This window comes from Phytohabitans maris (assembly GCF_031085175.1).
Classification (GTDB): Bacteria; Actinomycetota; Actinomycetes; order Mycobacteriales; family Micromonosporaceae; genus Phytohabitans; species Phytohabitans maris.
Genome location: NZ_JAVHUY010000036.1, coordinates 21,929 through 38,269 on the forward strand (window position 1 = coordinate 21,929; position 16,341 = coordinate 38,269).

Annotated in this window: 16 protein-coding genes; 5 read left to right on the top strand and 11 right to left on the bottom strand. The window is 72.6% G+C overall.

Translation table 11 applies throughout. The annotated features are described in order from the left end of the window. Nucleotides 1-9: 9 nt before the first annotated feature. Genes RB614_RS31055 through RB614_RS31065 form a run of 3 tightly spaced genes read right to left on the bottom strand, consistent with a single transcriptional unit; the run spans nt 10 to nt 2,997 of the window. Entirely contained in the window at nt 10-648 is a 639-nt protein-coding gene (locus RB614_RS31055; protein WP_308716238.1) for a response regulator, read from the bottom strand. 11 nt (nt 649-659) lie between these two features. Next, nucleotides 660-1,835 (bottom strand): MacS family sensor histidine kinase, encoded by a 1,176-nt coding sequence (gene macS, locus RB614_RS31060; protein ID WP_308716239.1) that lies wholly within the window; start codon nt 1,833-1,835, stop codon nt 660-662. Next, nucleotides 1,828-2,997, bottom strand: a complete 1,170-nt coding sequence (locus tag RB614_RS31065; RefSeq protein WP_308716240.1) for a PP2C family protein-serine/threonine phosphatase — start codon at nt 2,995-2,997, stop codon at nt 1,828-1,830. Before RB614_RS31065 ends, macS begins: the two co-directional genes overlap by 8 nt. Before the next feature lie 119 nt (nt 2,998-3,116). Between RB614_RS31065 and RB614_RS31070 the strand changes: the two genes are divergently transcribed. Next, nucleotides 3,117-3,524, top strand: coding sequence for an ATP-binding protein (locus tag RB614_RS31070; RefSeq protein WP_308716299.1), 408 nt, complete (start codon nt 3,117-3,119; stop codon nt 3,522-3,524). Here RB614_RS31070 and RB614_RS31075 read toward each other — a convergent pair. Next, entirely contained in the window at nt 3,501-4,439 is a 939-nt protein-coding gene (locus RB614_RS31075) for a ribose-phosphate diphosphokinase (protein ID WP_308716241.1), read from the bottom strand. The genes RB614_RS31070 and RB614_RS31075 overlap by 24 nt on opposite strands. Nucleotides 4,440-4,620: 181 nt before the next feature. Here RB614_RS31075 and RB614_RS31080 point away from each other — a divergent pair, with 181 nt between their 5' ends. Next, nucleotides 4,621-5,835 carry a family 16 glycosylhydrolase gene (locus RB614_RS31080; protein WP_308716242.1) on the top strand — a complete coding sequence of 405 codons (1,215 nt, stop codon included), beginning with the start codon at nt 4,621-4,623 and terminating at the stop codon, nt 5,833-5,835. Nucleotides 5,836-5,994: 159 nt separating this feature from the next. Here the strand turns inward: RB614_RS31080 and RB614_RS31085 are convergent, their stop codons facing one another. Next, nucleotides 5,995-6,825 carry a phosphoribosylaminoimidazolesuccinocarboxamide synthase gene (locus RB614_RS31085; RefSeq protein ID WP_308716243.1) on the bottom strand — a complete coding sequence of 277 codons (831 nt, stop codon included), beginning with the start codon at nt 6,823-6,825 and terminating at the stop codon, nt 5,995-5,997. Between the two features lie 46 nt (nt 6,826-6,871). Here RB614_RS31085 and RB614_RS31090 point away from each other — a divergent pair, with 46 nt between their 5' ends. Then, nucleotides 6,872-7,639 carry a polyprenol monophosphomannose synthase gene (locus RB614_RS31090; RefSeq protein ID WP_308716244.1) on the top strand — a complete coding sequence of 256 codons (768 nt, stop codon included), beginning with the start codon at nt 6,872-6,874 and terminating at the stop codon, nt 7,637-7,639. A 3-nt stretch (nt 7,640-7,642) separates the two neighbouring features. Here RB614_RS31090 and RB614_RS31095 read toward each other — a convergent pair whose 3' ends face one another. From RB614_RS31095 to RB614_RS31110, 4 genes are all read right to left on the bottom strand, one after another. After that, nucleotides 7,643-7,885: a hypothetical protein gene (locus RB614_RS31095; protein ID WP_308716245.1), complete on the bottom strand. Its 243-nt coding sequence runs from the start codon at nt 7,883-7,885 to the stop codon at nt 7,643-7,645. Nucleotides 7,886-8,088: 203 nt separating this feature from the next. Further along, complete coding sequence (locus RB614_RS31100) at nt 8,089-11,346, bottom strand: S8 family serine peptidase (RefSeq protein ID WP_428983147.1); 3,258 nt, start codon at nt 11,344-11,346, stop codon at nt 8,089-8,091. Between the two features lie 145 nt (nt 11,347-11,491). Further along, nucleotides 11,492-12,124, bottom strand: a complete 633-nt coding sequence (locus RB614_RS31105) for a pyridoxamine 5'-phosphate oxidase family protein (RefSeq protein WP_308716247.1) — start codon at nt 12,122-12,124, stop codon at nt 11,492-11,494. After that, a complete protein-coding gene (locus RB614_RS31110) occupies nt 12,121-12,456 on the bottom strand; it encodes a GNAT family N-acetyltransferase (protein ID WP_308716248.1) in 336 nt (111 codons plus the stop codon). The genes RB614_RS31105 and RB614_RS31110 overlap by 4 nt, the downstream gene beginning before the upstream one ends. A gap of 70 nt (nt 12,457-12,526) precedes the next feature. Here RB614_RS31110 and RB614_RS31115 point away from each other — a divergent pair, with 70 nt between their 5' ends. Both RB614_RS31115 and mptB read left to right on the top strand, forming a co-directional pair. Beyond that, entirely contained in the window at nt 12,527-12,955 is a 429-nt protein-coding gene (locus tag RB614_RS31115; protein WP_308716249.1) for a hypothetical protein, read from the top strand. Next, nucleotides 12,952-14,355, top strand: coding sequence for a polyprenol phosphomannose-dependent alpha 1,6 mannosyltransferase MptB (mptB, locus tag RB614_RS31120; RefSeq protein WP_308716250.1), 1,404 nt, complete (start codon nt 12,952-12,954; stop codon nt 14,353-14,355). Before RB614_RS31115 ends, mptB begins: the two co-directional genes overlap by 4 nt. 88 nt (nt 14,356-14,443) lie before the next feature. Here the strand turns inward: mptB and RB614_RS31125 are convergent, their stop codons facing one another. Both RB614_RS31125 and RB614_RS31130 read right to left on the bottom strand, forming a co-directional pair. Further along, a complete protein-coding gene (locus tag RB614_RS31125; RefSeq protein WP_308716251.1) occupies nt 14,444-15,616 on the bottom strand; it encodes a sensor histidine kinase in 1,173 nt (390 codons plus the stop codon). Beyond that, nucleotides 15,613-16,269: a response regulator transcription factor gene (locus tag RB614_RS31130; RefSeq protein WP_308716252.1), complete on the bottom strand. Its 657-nt coding sequence runs from the start codon at nt 16,267-16,269 to the stop codon at nt 15,613-15,615. Before RB614_RS31130 ends, RB614_RS31125 begins: the two co-directional genes overlap by 4 nt. Between the last annotated feature and the right edge of the window lie 72 nt (nt 16,270-16,341).

The following is a 16,341-nucleotide window of genomic DNA, read 5'->3' on the forward strand; positions in this document are numbered from 1 at the left end:
GATCGCTGGCTAAGGGCCGTCGAGGCCCTGCTCGATGGCGTACCGGGTCAGCTCCACCCGGTTGTGCAGCTGAAGCTTGCCGAGCGTGTTCTGTACGTGGTTTTGCACGGTGCGGTGCGAGAGCGTGAGGCGGGCCGCGATCTGCTTGTACGACAGCCCCTTCGCCACCAGCCGCAACACCTCGGTTTCCCGCTCGGTCAGCCGGGGCGCGCCGCCGTCCTCGGCCGGCCCGCCGCCCTTGGCCAGCCGCCGGTACTCGCCGAGCACCAGACCGGCCAGCCCGGGCGTGAAGACCGCGTCGCCGGCGGCCGTGCGGCGTACCGCCTCGAGAAACTCCTCGGTGCTCGCCGACTTGAGCAGGTAGCCGGTCGCGCCCGCCTTCACCGCGTCGAGCACGCTCTGCTCCTCGCCGCTGGCCGAGAGCATCAGCACCCGTACGCCGGGGAGGGCGGCGAGCAGCCCGCGGATCACCTCGACGCCGGAGATGTCGGGCAGCTGGAGGTCGAGCACCACGACGTCGGGGCGGGCGGCAGGCGCGATCCGCACCGCCTGACCGCCCTCGCCGGTCGTGGCGACCAGGTCGTATCCGGCCTCGGCCAGGTCGCGGGCGACCCCCTGCCGCCACATGGGGTGGTCATCGACAACCATCACGCGGATGCTCACCGGCTCACCCTAAGGCGGAGCTCCACCTCGGTGCCTTCGCCCGGCGCCGAGATGATCTCCACCGCACCACCCAGGTCGGCGATCCGGCCGCGGATCGACTGCGCCACCCCCAGCCGCCCCTCCCGGGCCGCCTCGGCGAGCCGGCCGGCCGGGATGCCGGGCCCGTCGTCGCGTACCGCCACCGTCACCGTGCCGTCCTCCTCTTCCAGCAGGACCCAGGCACGCGCCTCCGGCCCGGCGTGGCGGGCGACGTTGTCGAGGGCCGCGCCAACGGCCGCGCCGACCTCGTGCGCGACGTCCGCCGGCAACCGGACCGGCGTGGCCGGCGCGGCGATCGAGACCGCCGGTGAGGCGTACCCGTCGAGGATCGCGCGGAGGTCGACCTCCGGTCCGGCGCGCTGCCGCGGCCGGGCGCGCCGCCGCGCTTCCTGGCGCGGCGGCTGCCAGCTCCGCGGCGGGCGGCCGGCCACCAGCGCGCGCAGCGCCGCCTCCTGCTCGCCGGCGAGCCGGGCCAGCTCGGCCGCCTCGCCGTCCAGGTGCGCGGCGCGCCGCTGCACCAGGGCGAGCACCTGCAGTACGGAGTCGTGGATGCCGCGGGCCAGCCGCTCCCGCTCGCGGGTGGCGGCCTCCAGCTCGACCGCCCGCTGGAGCCGCTGCTCGGACTCCACGCCGAGGCGGGCGACGTGCCCCACCGCCACGCCGGCGAGCAGCATCAGCATCAGGCCGGTGGCCGAGGCGTGAGTGAGCTTGGCCCGCACGCTCACGTCCGCCAGGCCGACGACGACGGCCGCGACCGCACCCCGGCGGCGGCCCCCGGAGACCGCCCAGGCCAGCACCGGGCCGGCCTGCCAGGCGACGGCGAGGGAGGGTACGCCGTTGTCGATCGCGGTGCGGCCGACCACCCAGGGCGAGGCGAGCAGCAGCACGAGCGTCACGGCCAGGTCGGCGCCGAGCAGCGGCCAGCCGCGCCAGGCCGGGCGGGCGTACAGGTACGCGGCCGCCACCGACCAGCCGACGAGCAGGGCCAGCGCCGGGATGGCGCCGAGCGGGTGAGCGTAGTCGGTGAGGTTGACGGCGGACATCGCCACCACGTACGCCATGGAGGCGAACCGGAACACCGCGATCGCCCGCCACAGCGGCACCTGGAACGTGCCGGACGGCTCGTCAGCCATCGACGACCGCGCGCAGGGCGAGTACGCACGTGTCGTCGTCGGCGCTCGCCGGCTGGAGGCGGGCCAGCAGGGCCTCCAGCGGCAGCTCGGCCGCCCCGGCGACCGCGCGGAGCACGGGGCCGAGCCAGTCGCTGTCGTACGTGCGCCGCTCGATCAGCCCGTCCGTGAAGATCAGCATCGTGTCGCCGGGGGCCAGCTCGGTGACCGCCGTCGCGTATTCGGAGCCGCGGAGGGCGCCGACAAGCATGCCCTCCGGCCGGTCGAGCGGCGTCGCCCCGGCCCGGGTGAGCAGCACCGGCGGTGGGTGCCCGGCCTGGGCCCAGGTGACCGAGGAGGTCTCCGGGTCGAAGCGGGCCACGGCGGCGGTCGCGGTCGGGCCGGTCGGGTCGTCGCAGACCATCTGGTTGAGGTACGCGAGCAGCCGGGCGGGGTCGTCGGTGGTGACGGCGAGCGCGGAGAGCGCGTGCCGCAGCCGGGCCATCGTGGCGGCCGCCGGCATCCCGTGTCCGGCCACGTCGCCGACCGCCAGGAGCGTACGGTCGCCGGGCAGGTGCACCAGGTCGAACCAGTCGCCGCCGACCCGGGCCAGCTCCTCGGCGGGCTGGTAGCGCACGGCCGCCCGCAGGCCGGGGCGGCGCACCGTGCCCTCCGGCACCGGCAGGATGACCTGCTGGAGCGCGGCGACGACCCGGTGCTCGGTCTGGAGGCTGGCCTGGAGCTCGGCCGACTCGGCTTCGATGTCGGCGAGCCGGGCCCGGTCACGCTCGGCCGCCTCGAAGACGCTGACGTCCTGCATGATCCCGTACGCCACGCGGACCCGCCCGTCCCGCCCCCGCTCGGCCTCGAAGATCGCCCGGATGTGCCGTACCCCGCTGGGGACCACGATCCGGCAGGTGACGTCGATCGGCTGGGCGTCGCCGATCAGCGCCTGGGCCGCCTTGTCAAAGCGCCCCACGTCGTCGGGGAGGACGTACTTGCGGACCCGCGCGAGGGTGGCGGGACCGGCCGCCCGGTCCCGCTCGAAGATCTCGTAGAGATGGTCGGACCAATGGACCGTGTCGGTGGTGAGGTCCCACTCCGCCCAGCCCAGGTTGCCCAGCCTCTCGGTCCGCGTGAGCCGGTCGAGGATCTCGGCCGTACTCCTCGCGGTGCTTTCTGGCACCCCTTGACCATCCCACAAGCCGTCCACGGCCGGCGAGAGTCGTCAGACTCGGGGCTGACCGGCGGCGATGGCCCTACCACCAGACGGCGGCGGCCGCACCCCTTCGGTACGGTTGGCCCATCGACACGGTCCCGCTCCTCACTGAGACGTTCGAGCGCAGCCAGGTCACCCGGCTGCGCCATGCGGTCGCGTCGTGCGTGGGCAAGGCGGGGCTGGTCGGGCAGCGCCTGGACGACTTCGTGCTGGCGGTCAACGAGCTGCTCACCAACGCGGTACGGCACGGGGGTGGCAAGGGCCGGCTGCGGCTCTGGCGCCGGGGTGACGAGGTGATCTGCGAGGTCTCCGACCGCGGCGGCGGCTTTGACGACACGCGGCTCTCCACCGGCGCCCCGCCGGCCGCCGACGTGCCGGGCGGGTGGGGCCTGTGGCTGGCCGGCAAGCTCAGCGACCGGATGGAAGTGCACACCGGACCGGGCGGCACCACCGTGCGCATCAGCGCGGTCTTAGCCGAAGAGGGCGCTCACTGATTCTCCATTGTGGATGCGGCGCATCGCCTCGGCGAGCGCCGGCGCCACCGAGAGTACGCGCAGCTTGGGCACCCGCTTCTCGGCCGGGATCGGCACGGTGTTCGTGCAGACGATCTCCAGTACCCCCTCCTGCTCGCTGAGCCGGCGCAGGGCGTTGCTGGAGAAGAGCCCGTGGGTGCAGGCGAGCCGGATCGAGCGGACCTTGAGATCGCGCAGGTGCTCCATCAGCTCGATCATGGTGCTGCCCTTGGCGATCTCGTCGTCCAGCACGATCACGTCCCGGTCGACCACGTCGCCGATCACCGCGCTGATCTGCACCCGGTCGTCCGGGAAGCGCTGCTTGGCCCCGGCCGCCACCGGCGTGCCGATCATGCGGGCGAAGTGCGAGGCCTCCTTGGCGTTGCCCAGGTCGGGCGAGACCACCACGGCTTCGTCGAGGTCGTACTGGCGGAAGTGGGCGGCGAGCTCGCGCAGCGCGTGCAGGTGGTCGACCGGTATGCCGAAGAAGCCGTGCACCTGCGGCGAGTGCAGCGTCACGGCCAGGACCCGGTCGGCGCCGGCCGTCTTGAGCAGGTCGGCCACCAGGCGGGCGCCGATCGAGATGCGCGGCGCGTCCTTCTTGTCCGAGCGGGCGTACGCGTAGTGGGGCATCACGACGGTGATCCGGCCGGCGGAGGCGCCCCGGGCGGCGTCGAGCATCAGCAGCAGCTCGACCAGGTGCTCCTGTACGGGCGGCACGAGCGGCTGGATGAGGAACACGTCGCGTTCCCGGCAGTTGGCCTCGAGCTGGACCTCCAGGCAGTCATTGGCGAAGCGGGACACCCGCACGGGGTGCAGGGGGACGTCGAGGTGGGCGCAGATCTCCTCGGCTAGCTCGGTGTGGGCGGTTCCGCTGAACACGGCGATGTCACGCACGCTCCGGATCCTAGGGGCACGACCGAAAGCGCCCGGTATCGCCTCCAACATGCCACTGGAAAACGCTCTCTTGACATCATGTTTATCGATCTGCCAAGTTTGTTAACTACATATCGAGCCCCGGCGGGACGCGGAGCGGAGCGGAGCATTTCGTTGGGTGGTTCAAGGAGGGTGAGGCCAGATGCGGAGAGCCCTGTTGGTCCTGGCGCTCGTGGCGGCCGGCTTGGTCGTGCCGGCGGCGAGCAGCCCGGCGGTCGCCGCGCCCGGGGCCATGACGTGGTCGGACGAGTTCAACGGTGCGGCCGGCACCGCCCCGGACCCCGGCAAGTGGCGGTATGACATCGGCGGTGGCGGCTGGGGCAACAACGAGCGGCAGTACTACACGAACAGCACGCGCAATGCCGCGATGGACGGCGCCGGCAACCTGGTGATCACGGCCCGCCGGGAAAACCCGTCCAACCTCCAGTGCCACTACGGCACCTGCGAGTACACGTCGGCCCGGCTGCTCACCTCCGGCACCTTCACGCAGACGTACGGGCGCTTCGAGGCCCGCATGAAGCTCCCCTTCGGGCAGGGGATCTGGCCGGCGTTCTGGATGCTCGGCACCCCGGTCAACTGGCCCACCAGCGGCGAGATCGACATCATGGAAAACATCGGCCGCGAGCCGAACACCGTGCACGGCACCGTGCACGGGCCGGGCTACTCGGGCGCCGGCGGCATCGGCGGCGGCTACAGCGGGCCGCGCTTCGCGGACGCGTTCCACACGTTCACGATCGACTGGGCGCCGGACTCGATCACCTGGTACGTGGACGGCAACCAGTACTTCCGCATCACGCCGGCCTCGCTCAACGGCAACCAGTGGGTCTTCAACCACCCGTTCTTCCTGATCCTCAACCTCGCGGTCGGCGGCAACTGGCCGGGCTACCCGGACGGCAGCACGACGTTCCCGCAGACGCTCACGGTCGACTACGTACGGGCCTGGGCCTGGGACACCGGCGGCGGCAACCCGCAGCCAGGTGCCGGCGCGATCGTCGGCCTCGGCGGCAAGTGCGTCGACGTGGCCGGCGCGAACAGCGCCAACGGCACGGCCGTGCAGCTCTGGACCTGCAACGGCACCGCCGCGCAGAGCTGGAGCAGCGGCGCCAGCTCCTCGCTCCGCGCGCTCGGCAAGTGCCTGGACGTCACCGCCGCCGGCACCGCGGACGGCACGGCCGTGCAGTTGTACGACTGCAACGGCACCGGCGCCCAACAGTGGCGGGTCGAGGCCGCCGGCGACATCGTCAACGTCGCCTCCAACAAGTGCCTCGACGCCCGCGGGGCCAGCTCGGCCGACGGCACCCGGCTGCAGATCTGGACCTGCAACGGCACCGCCGCCCAGAAGTGGCGCCGTACCTGAGAGACCGCTCTCAGGCTCGTCCGGCCCTCGCTTCGGCGAGGGCCGGCGCGTCGTGGGCCGGGCGGGCCGGCAGCGGCAGCAGCGTCGCCGCGCGCTGGTCCGGTACGTGCGCCGCCGCGTCGACCTGCGGGTGGGCTCGCGCGTCCGGGACCGGTGGGTCTACCAGGAGAGCCCGGTCAGCCGCTCGTAGACCTCGATGTACCGCGCGCGGGTGGCCGCCACGACGTCCTCGGGCACCTCCGGCGCCGGGGGCCGCTTGTCCCACCCGGTGCTGGTCGCCCAGTCGCGCACGAACTGCTTGTCGAACGAGAACTGCGCCCGCCCCGGCTGCCACGAGTCGGCCGCCCAGAACCGGGACGAATCCGGCGTCAGCACCTCGTCGGCGAGTACGAGCGTGCCGTCCGGCGCCCAGCCCAGCTCCAGCTTGGTATCGGCGATCACGATCCCCCGGTCGGCCGCGATCTCGGCACCCCGCCGGTAGACCGCGAGGGTGATCCGGCGCAGCTCCGCGGCGGTCTCGTCACCGACCTCGGCGGCCACGTCGTCGTACGTGATGAACTCGTCGTGCTCGCCGACCGGCGCCTTGGTCGTCGGCGTGAAGATCGGCTCGGGCAGCCGGTCGGCCTCGACCAGCCCGGCCGGCAGCGGTACGCCGGAGACCGCACCGGACTTCTCGTACTCCGTTAACCCCAGACCGGTGAGGTAGCCCCGCGCGATGCACTCGACCGGCACCATCCGCAGCCGGCGACAGCGGATCGCCCGCCCGGCGAACTCCGGCGGCACGTCGGTCGCGGAGATCACGTGGTGCGGTACCAGGTCGGCGAGCTGCTCGAACCACCACAGCGACAGGCGGGTGAGCACCGCGCCTTTGTCCGGGATCGGGGTGGGCAGCACGACGTCGTAAACGGACACGCGGTCAGAGGCGACCAGTATGAGATCGTCGCCGTCCGCGTACACGTCGCGGACCTTCCCGGAATGCAGCAGCTCCACTCAGTGCTCCTCGATGTGCCCGGCGCTAGAGCGCTACCCTAACGCGGTGACAAATGCAGTCGAGTTGCCCGCCCCGTGGTGCGACGCGCGATTGACGGTCGTCGTTCCCACCTACAACGAGGTGGATAACCTGCCCCGACTCGTCGAGCGGCTCCTCACGCTGCCCATGCCGGGCCTGCACGTGCTCATCGCCGACGACAACTCTCCCGACGGCACCGGCGAGGTCGCCGACAAGCTCGCGGCGGAAAATCCGGGGCGGGTCACGGTGGTGCACCGGGCGGGCAAGGAGGGTCTCGGCCGGGCGTACGTGGACGGGATGGCCCGGGCACTCGACGCCGGCGCCGAGTTCGTGGCGCAGATGGACGCCGATCTGTCGCACCCGCCGGAGGCACTGCCCGGCCTGCTCGGCACGCTCATGTCCACCCGTGCCGGCGTGGTCATCGGCTCGCGCTACGTGCCCGGCGGCGAGCTCGACGAAAACTGGCCCTTCTACCGCCGCGCGCTCAGCGGCTGGGCCAACTTCTACGTCCACACCCTGCTCAACGTGCGGATCCGTGACCTCACCGCGGGCTTCAAGGTGTGGCGGGCCGACGTGCTGCGCGACATCGGCCTCGACCGCGTGCAGTCGAACGGCTACAGCTTCCAGGTGGAGATGCACTACCTGGCGACCCAGCTCGGCCACACGATCATCGAGGTGCCGATCCGGTTCGAGGAGCGCACCAGCGGCGCCTCCAAGATGACCACGAAGACCAAGTTCGAAAGCGCGGTCATGCCGTTTCGCCTGCGCTGGAAGCACCGGGCCAAGGGCGACTGACCCTCAGCGCCCCTTGTTGCGGCGCCCGCGGGTCACCGCCAGCAGGCTGATCACGATGATCGCCACCACAATCAGGCAGCAGAGGCCGGCGAAGAGCCCGAAGCCGCCCAGGCGGGGCCGGCGCCGGGCAGCCTCCAGGACCACCTCGTTGTCGGCCGCCCACGCCGCGGCCGGGACGAGCACCGCGGCCACCATGCCGATGAGCACGGCCGTCGCGCGCGCCCACCATCGAGTCAGAAACGACATAGACCCATGGTCCCCCCTGCGGGCAACACCCGACCGCCTATTCCCAGGCGCGCCGCCGCGGGGTTGTGGACCGCGGACGGTGAGGCCGCGGGAGCGACGGTCCGGACCACCGCGGACGTCGCGGTAGCTCGAAAAGACTCTCTTGAACGGCGACCGGGGCGCCCTCGCGGTGAGAGCGCCCCGGTGCATCTGTCGATCGTGCGCTAGCCGACCGAGCCGATCGCCACGCCGGCGCGGCCCACCACGGCGCCCTCGTCGGTCAGGAGGACCGCCTCGCCGAGGAAGCTCCGGCCACCGGCCGGCGCCGCGTTGACCGTGACCGTGCCGCTGACCGTGGTCGACGCGCCGTTGGCCAGCGGGGCGACCGTCGACGGCACCGCGATGGTGCCGAGCGCCGTCGCGAAGAACACGTCGCGGTAGTCGTACGCCGTCGTGCCGGACGGTACGGCGAAGCCGTCGACCTCGATCCGGTACGTGCCCGGGGTCGGGTTGGAGATGGAGACCGACTCCTCCGAGTCACCGTCGGCGTCGAAGTCCACCTCCTCGTCACCCAGGAACACATAGAGGTCGAGGTCCGCGCCCGGATCGCTCGGGTTGCCGATCCGCACGTCGAGCCGGGTCGCGCCCGCCGGTACCGCCACCTCGAACGTCTGCACGTCGTGGTTGGCGATGGTGGGACGCTGGGTCGAGGCGCTGCCGAGCGGCCCGCCCTGCGCCGACACGTTGATCGGTCCGAACTGGTTGGTCACCTTCCAGCTGACCGGGTTGGCCTCGCCGGCCGTCACGCTCGGCAGGTCGACCACCGGCGGCTCCACCGCGACGCCCTGGATCCGCGCGGTGAGCTGGTACGGGTTGTTGAGCGCCGGCGAGGTGCGCCGGGACTCGACCTCGATCTCCCACACGCCCGGCACCGGGTTCTCGTACGACCGCTCCTGCGGCTTGCACGCGGCCGCGTCGGAGAAGTTCGTGTAGCAGGACAGGCTGTTGTTGTTCTCCTGCCGTACCCCGTGCGGGTTGAACGTGATGAACCGGGTCTGCGAGCCGGTCGCGATGCCGGAGAGGTTGACCTGCAGCGCGGCCGCGCCCGGCGGCACGGTGACGAAGTAGGTCTCGAACGAGTTGCGGTCCACCTCACCGCTCGCGCTGAACGAGTAGTTCGGCTTCTTCACGTCGTTCGACGCGACCACCGTGTTGAGCACCTCGAAGTCCACGATAGACGTCGAGGGATCGTCCACCCGCAGGATCGCGCCGTGCGCGCCCGCCGACGGCTTCGCCCGCACCGTGACGCTGACGGTCTTGTTCAGCGGGAGCGCCACGCTGCCCGGGGCGGAGAACGTGCCGTCGTTGCCGAGCCAGCTCAGCTTGTGCCGGATGGTGCCGGCCGGACCGCTCGTCCGGGTCAGCTTGACCGTGTACGACTTGGACTGTCCGGCCTTGTGCCCGCCGTTCGCCGCGGCGCACCGGTTGTAGATGCCGGTCCCCGTGTCCGGCGGGGTGAGGAAGTCGGACAGCTCGGTGCAGACCGGCGCCGACGAGGTGTACGTGCGGGTCTGTACGCCACCGCGCAGCAGCTGCCACGCGCCCGGCACGTTGACCATGCCGCTGCCCTGCCCGTACGCCGGTACGCCGTCGATCCACTTCGCCGAACTGTAGAGCGCCCGGCGCAGGGCGGCCGGGGTAACGCCCCGGTCGGTCGCCTTCGCGGCGGAGAGCAGCAGTGCCGCCGCACCCGTCGCCTGCGGCGAAGACATCGACGTGCCGTTGGAGTGGAGGTAGCCCGGCGGCAGGGAGTAACCCGCCTCGGCCACCGGCGCGCCGGCCTGCCACATCGGCCCGGTGGAGATCGCCGAGCCCGGTGCGGTGATGTTCGGCTTGGTGCCGCCGTCCTCACGCGGACCGCGCGAGGAGAAGGTGAACAGCGCGTTCTTGACCCGCACCGCCGAGCCGTAGTTGGCCAGCCAGGTCTCCTTGCTGACGCTGGCGGCGACGCCGACCACGTCGGTGGCGACCGCGGGGTCACCGGCCGAGTTGACGCCCGGGCCGTCGTTGCCGGCCGAGATGACCAGCTGTACGCCGTAGTCGTTGATCAGCCGGTTGTAGAGCTGCGTCTGCGCGTTGTTGCCGTCGTTGAACGCCGGCAGGCCGCCGATCGACATGTTGACCACGTCGACGCCACGGTTGATGACCAGGTCGGCCATGCCGTCCATGGTCGCCGCGGCGGTGCAGAAGCCGGTCCAGGTGCAGGCGCGGCCGGATACGATCTTCGCGCCGGGGGCGGCGCCGTCGAAGACCGGGTTGCCGAGCATGTCGTTGGCGGCCGTGATGCCGGCGACGTGCGAGCCGTGTGAGCTCTCCACGAGGCCGATGTTGACGAAGTCGGCGACGCCGGGCAGACCGGCCGGGGTGGTGTCGACGTCCTCGCGGAACTCGACCGTGAACGGCATCCGCTCGTGCACCGCGGTGGCCGGGTTGTCCGTACCGAAGTAGCCGACGTCGAACTTCTCCGCGTACGGCCGCATGACGGCGTCGTCGGTGAAATCGAGGTTCTGGTTGCTGTCGACCCGGATGTCGTTGGTCGCCGGGTCGTACAGCACGCCGAAGAAGTCGCTGGTGTCACCGTCGCGGTTGACGTCGCCGGCGGGGTCGCCGCCCGCGGTGATCCCCTCGTTGAACCGGTTGATCCGGTAGGAGCCGGCCGGCGCGGTCCAGGTGGCACCCGCGAACGTGAAGGACGGTCCGTCCACCGTGGTGAGCATGGCGCGCCAGGTGCCGTCGCCGTCGAAGATCGGATCGGTCGCGGTGAACCAGTCGACGACCTTCCGCTCACCCGTGGACGTGGTCTGCAGGGCGGGGTTGTCGAGGGCGACACCGGAGTCGAGGATGCCGATCGTCACGCCGCGGCCGTCCCAGGTCGGGTGCTGCTGCTTGAACTTGACGGCGCCGGTCTCGTTCGTCGGCATGAAGGGGTTGGCGGCCGGCGTGTCCGCGCCGGGGCCGGCGACGGTCTGCGCCTTCGCGCCCTTGGCGGCGGCCGCGGCCTCCGGGGTCGGGTCGGGCAGCCGGATCGACTCGTTGAGGTCGACGGCGGCGACGCCCGGCAGCTTCGCGGCCTTCTCCACGGAACCGGTGGGGACGCGGGCCCGGACGTAGCCGATCGAGTCGTACCGCTTGGCGACGGTGCCGCCCAGCTTGGCGATCTCGGCCGCGACATCCTTGGCGTCGCCCTTGTCGGTGGCGACGATGAGCATGACGTGCTGCTCACCCTTCGCCTTGGCCTGGGCCAGCAGGTCGGCGTCGTGCGCGTCGAGGGTGTCGGCCGGTGCGCTCTTGACGTTGTCAGGTGAGTCCGTCGGATCGGCGCTGGCGGGCGAGGGAAGACCCGCGATCGTCATGCCTGCCGCTACGCCCGACGCGAGCAGCAGGGCAGCGCTACGCCGACCCCACTTGGGGTGTTTTCTCACGTACCGTTCCTCCGGGAGTGCAGGCGCCCTGTTGTGCAGGGCGCGACAGGCGAGATCCTGTCGCTTTCTGACAATGGGTGTCACTGCATGGAGAACGGTTGTGACCTTCTCGTGACGTTACTCAGTACAATTTAGACAATCACGCTCAGTACAAACCCTTGGCGTACTCGGGGCCGTAGTGCTTTTCCAGCACCTCGATCGGATCGTCGGGGCGCTCGACGCACTGGACGATCCTGGCCCGCGAGGGCAGCGCGTCCGGGTCCCAGGTCTCCGGCCGCCACAGCTTCGAACGCATGAACGCCTTGGCGCAGTGGAAGAAAACCTGGTCGATCTCGACCACGAGCGCCAGCCGCGGCCGATGCCCCTTGACCACCATCTCGTCGAAGAACGGCGCGTCCCGCACCAGCCGCGCCCGGCCGTTGATACGCAGCGTGTCGCCCCGCCCGGGCACCAGGTACACCAAGCCGACGTGCGGATTGCTCAACACGTTGCGAAAGCCGTCGAGGCGGCGGTTGCCCGGCCGGTCCGGGATGGCGATCGTGGTGTCGTCGAGTACGAGCGTGAAGCCGGCCGGATCACCCTTCGGCGAGACGTCGCAGTTACCCTCCGCGTCCGCGGTGGCAATGAGGCAAAACGGCGAGGCCGCCAGCCACTGCCGGTGCACGTCCTGCAACGCCGTGCGCACCTTGTCGACCACGGCCGCCGTGGGCGCGCCGCCGACGATCTCGTTGAGCTCCTCGTCCGACGTGACCTCGACCAGCCCGTCCAGCACCGTCATTGACCGACCTCCCCGTTGTCCGCGGGCAGCTCGAAGCGGGCCCGCTGGTCGAGCGGCACCAGGTCCAGGTACTCGTGGTGCCGCGAGATGTACCGGCGGACGAACGGGCAGAACGGCAGCACCGCCGCCCCCTGCGCCCGGGCCGCGTCGAGCGCGCCGCGCACGAGCACCGAGCCCAGGCCCCGCCCCTCGAACCGCTCGTCGATCTCGGTATGGGTGAAGGAGATCGTGGCCCCGTTCCGCCGGTACGCCGCGAAGCCCGCCGCCTCCCCGTCGACCAGCACCTCGAACCGGTTGGCCGGCGCGTCCTCCACCACTACAGCGTCACTCATGCCCCCGATTCTCCCCCACGTCGTTCGGGCGTCAGCCTCCTGTCACCTGGCGGCGCGAGGCTGGTCTCCTATGAAGAGCGCCGGTGTCGCGGCCCGGGTCCTGGCGACCGTCGCCGGGCTGGCGCTGCTGTTGGCGGGCACCTTCTGGGGGTCGGACGACGACTTTCCGTTCGCGCCGTTCCGGATGTACGCGGGCGTCAACCCGCCGGACGACGACGCGCCGGACCCGCGGGTGGAGGGCACGCTCGCGACCGGTACGCCCGTCCCGCTCGGCCAGGTCGAGACCGGCATCCGGCGGGCCGAGGTGGAGGCCAAGCAGGAGCGGTACCTGGCCGAGCCGGCCCTGCTCGCGGAGATCGCCGAGGCGTACGCCCGGCGGCACCCGGGCGGGCCGGCCGTGGTCGAGGTACGCCTGGTCATGCGGTGGCACGAGATCCGGGACAGCCGCCCGACCGGCCACCACCGCGACGAGGTCCTCGCGGTGTGGCGGGCGCCGTGACGGTCACCCGGTGGGGCGGGTTCGCCGCCGCCGCGCTCCTGGCCGCGGGCTCGTACACCGCGGGCGCCCTCCCGGGCGGCGACCCGGGTGCCGCCCTGCGCCGCTCCGGCCTCGGCGCGACCCCGCTGCCGTTCCAGATCGGGTTGGCCGCCTGCCTGGTGGGGCTGGCCGGGCTGGTCGCGGCCTGGTGGCGGCTCGGCGCGACGGTACGGGCCGGCGAGGTGGGCGGCCGCGCGCTGGCGGTCACCGGCGCGCTGTGGACGCTGCCGCTGCTCGTGGCCGCGCCGCTGGGCAGCCGCGACGTCTACTCGTACGCCTGCCAGGGCTGGCTGTACGCGAGCGGCGCCGACCCGTACGCGCTCGGTCCCGCCGAGGGTGGATGCCCGTGGGTGGCGGCGGTGGCGCCGGTGTGGCAGGACGCGACCGCGCCGTACGGTCCGGTGGCGATCGCCCTCGCCGCCGCCGCGGCCTCGGCCGGCGGCGGCCTGCTCGGGACGGCCGGCCTGCTACGGCTGGTCGCGGTCGCCGGGGTGGTGCTGGCCGCCGTCGCCCTGCCCCGGCTGGCGCGCTCCTGCGGCGTGGAGCCGGCCCGCGCCGCCTGGCTCGGGGTGTGCACGCCGCTCGTGGCCGTACACGCGATCGCCGGCGCGCACCACGACGCGCTCGTCGCCGGCCTCGTGTTGGCCGCACTGGCCGCCGCGCCCCGCCGGCCCGCGGGTGCCGGCCTGCTGCTCGGGCTGGCGGTGGCGGTCAAGGTGACCGCGGTGGTGGCGCTGCCGTTCGCCGTGTTGCTGGTGGCCGCCCCGGTGCGGCGGTGGCTGCTCGGCGGCACGGCCGCTGCCGCCTTCGCCGCCGTGTCGTTGGCGACCGGGCTCGGCGTCGGCTGGGTCGCGGCCGTCTCCGGGACCACCGACCAGACACAGTGGACATCCCTGCCGACCGGGGTCGGGATGAGCGTCGGCTACGTGCTGCGCGGCTTCGGCGCCGGCGCGGGCGCGGACGACGCGGTGCTCGCCGCTCGCCTGTCCGGCCTCGGGCTCCTCGCGCTCGCCCTGGCCGCGCTCGCCACCGGCGCCTGGCGGCGGCGCACCCAACCCCGCACGGTGGTCCTGCACTGCGGCGCCGCCCTCGCCGCGCTCGCGCTGCTCTCCCCGGTCTTCTACCCCTGGTACGCCCTCACCGCCCTGGCCGTGCTCGCCGTGGCGGCGCAGGCCCCGGTGCGCCGCTGGCTGGCGGTCGCCACCGGCGCGCTCGCGTTCCTCACCCTGCCGAACGGGCTGGGCGTCGCCGCGCTCACCAAGCTCCCCGGCGCCTTCTTCGACCTGGCCCTCGCCGTCGTCGTGGCCTGGCTCTGGCTGCGCCCGCAGCTCTCCCGACGCCTTTCCGGCGTCCGGGTGTGAATCGGGCTCCGGCATGCGTCTCGCACCGGTCCCCGCCCGTGATCGAAGCTCCCGCCAAGTCGCTAGAACGACGTGAGGGGAGCTTTGATCACCGTGGGGCGGCGGGGAGGGTGACCGTGACGACCAGGCCGCCGCCGTCGCGCGGGCGGGCGGTCGCCTCGCCGCCGTGCGCCCGGGCCACCGCGCGCACGATCGACAGCCCCAGGCCGGCGCCGGGTGCCGAGCCGAGCCGGTCGCCATCCAGCCGGTGGAACGGCTCGAAGAGGCGCGGCACCTCGTACGGCGGCACGACCGGGCCGGTGTTGCTGACCACCAGCACGGCGGAGCCGTCCGGCAGGGTGTCGCTGGTGATGCCGACCCAGCCGTCGGCGGGCACGTTGTAGCGGATGCCGTTCTCCACGAGGTTTTGCACCAGGCGCTCCAGCAGCACGGAGTTGCCGGCCGTGGGCGCCGAGCCGGCCTCGGTGAGGATCGTCACCTGGCCCTGCTTGGCCTGCTCCGCCACGTGTTCGACGATGTCCACGAGGTCCACATAGGAGCGTTCCACGACCTCGCGCTCGGAGCGGGCCAGCACGAGCAGCCCGTCGAGCAGCCGCTCGTGGCGTCCGTTGATCTCCAGCAGCGTCTCGCCCAGCTGCCGTACCTCCAGCGAGGCGCTGCGCCGGTGCACGGCCACCTCCAGCAGCGCCCGGTTGAGCGTCAGCGGGGTACGCAGCTCGTGCGAGGCGTTCGCCACGAAGCGCCGCTGGCCGTCGAAGGACTGGTCCAGCCGTTCCAGCATCACGTCGAACGTGTCGGCCAGCCGCTTCACCTCGTCGTGCGGGCCGTCCAGCGCGATCCGCTCGTGCAGGCCGCGGTCGGCGGCCGGGGCGTCGGCGATCCGCGCGGCCGTCTCGGTCATCCGCTGCAGCGGCTGGAGCAGCCGGCCGGCGATGAGCCAGCCCAGCGCGGTCGCCGCGACGCCGGCCAGCACCAGCGCGATCCCGCCCTGGGTGAGCAGCGCGTCCAGCGCGTCGTCCCAGGTGTTTTCGACGACCTTCGACTCGACCACGCCACCGACGGGGCCCTCGCCCGGGCCCGGAGTCGCCGGCGCCTCCACCCCGCCGTTGAACGTGACCCGCTGGTCGGGGTCGGGGATCCGCTGGGCGAGCAGCGCGTACGTGACGCCGAGCAGCAGCACCCCGGCCACGAGGAAAAGCCCGCCGTAGACGAGGGTCAGCCGGGCGCGGATGGTGAGCCGGGAGAGTCGGGTGAGCTTCACGGGATCCGGTACCCCACTCCCGGGTCGGTGAGCACGACGGGCGGGTCGCCGAGCTTGCGGCGCAGCTTGAGGATCGTCATCCGCACCGCGTGGGTGAACGGGTCGGCATGCTCGTCCCACGCCTTCTCCAGCAGAAGCTCGGCGGAGACGGCCGCACCCTCGGCCCGCAGCAGCTCGGCCAGCACCGCGAACTCCTTGCGCGACAGCGGGACGTACCGCCCGTTCCGGTACACCTCGCGCCGGTGCAGGTCGAGCCGGATCCCGGCGCGCTGGAGCACCGGCGGGGCGGCCGGGCGGGAGCGGCGGCCGAGCGCCACGACCCGGGCGGCCAGCTCCGGGAAGGCGAACGGCTTGGGCAGGTAGTCGTCGGCGCCGAGGCTCAGCCCGGCGACCCGGTCGTCGATCTCGGCGGAGGCGGTGAGCATCAGCACCCGTACCGGGGACTCGCCGGCCACGATCGCGCGGCACACGTCGTCGCCGTGCACCACCGGCAGGTCGCGGTCGAGCACCACCACGTCGTAGTCGTTGACGTCGATCCGTTCGAGCGCGGACCCGCCGTCGTGCACGACGTCGACCGCGTGCGCGTCGCCGCGCAGCCACTCGGCCACGGCGCCGGCGAGCAGCGGCTCGTCCTCGACCACCAGGATCCGCATACCCCCATGGTGACCCACGGTGATGTCACTTCGGCGTCATCGTTTTCGGAAACGCCCGCGTGATCCCCGCCC

What these genes read in the sequence shown, in the direction of transcription:
- RB614_RS31055 (WP_308716238.1), bottom strand. Translation starts at nt 648, where the DNA reads ATGGTTGTCGATGACCACCCCATGTGGCGGCAGGGGGTCGCCCGCGAC.
- macS (WP_308716239.1), bottom strand. Translation starts at nt 1,835, where the DNA reads ATGGCTGACGAGCCGTCCGGCACGTTCCAGGTGCCGCTGTGGCGGGCG.
- RB614_RS31080 (WP_308716242.1), top strand. Translation starts at nt 4,621, where the DNA reads ATGCGGAGAGCCCTGTTGGTCCTGGCGCTCGTGGCGGCCGGCTTGGTC.
- RB614_RS31095 (WP_308716245.1), bottom strand. Translation starts at nt 7,885, where the DNA reads ATGTCGTTTCTGACTCGATGGTGGGCGCGCGCGACGGCCGTGCTCATC.
- RB614_RS31105 (WP_308716247.1), bottom strand. Translation starts at nt 12,124, where the DNA reads ATGACGGTGCTGGACGGGCTGGTCGAGGTCACGTCGGACGAGGAGCTC.
- RB614_RS31110 (WP_308716248.1), bottom strand. Translation starts at nt 12,456, where the DNA reads ATGAGTGACGCTGTAGTGGTGGAGGACGCGCCGGCCAACCGGTTCGAG.
- RB614_RS31115 (WP_308716249.1), top strand. Translation starts at nt 12,527, where the DNA reads ATGAAGAGCGCCGGTGTCGCGGCCCGGGTCCTGGCGACCGTCGCCGGG.
- RB614_RS31130 (WP_308716252.1), bottom strand. Translation starts at nt 16,269, where the DNA reads ATGCGGATCCTGGTGGTCGAGGACGAGCCGCTGCTCGCCGGCGCCGTG.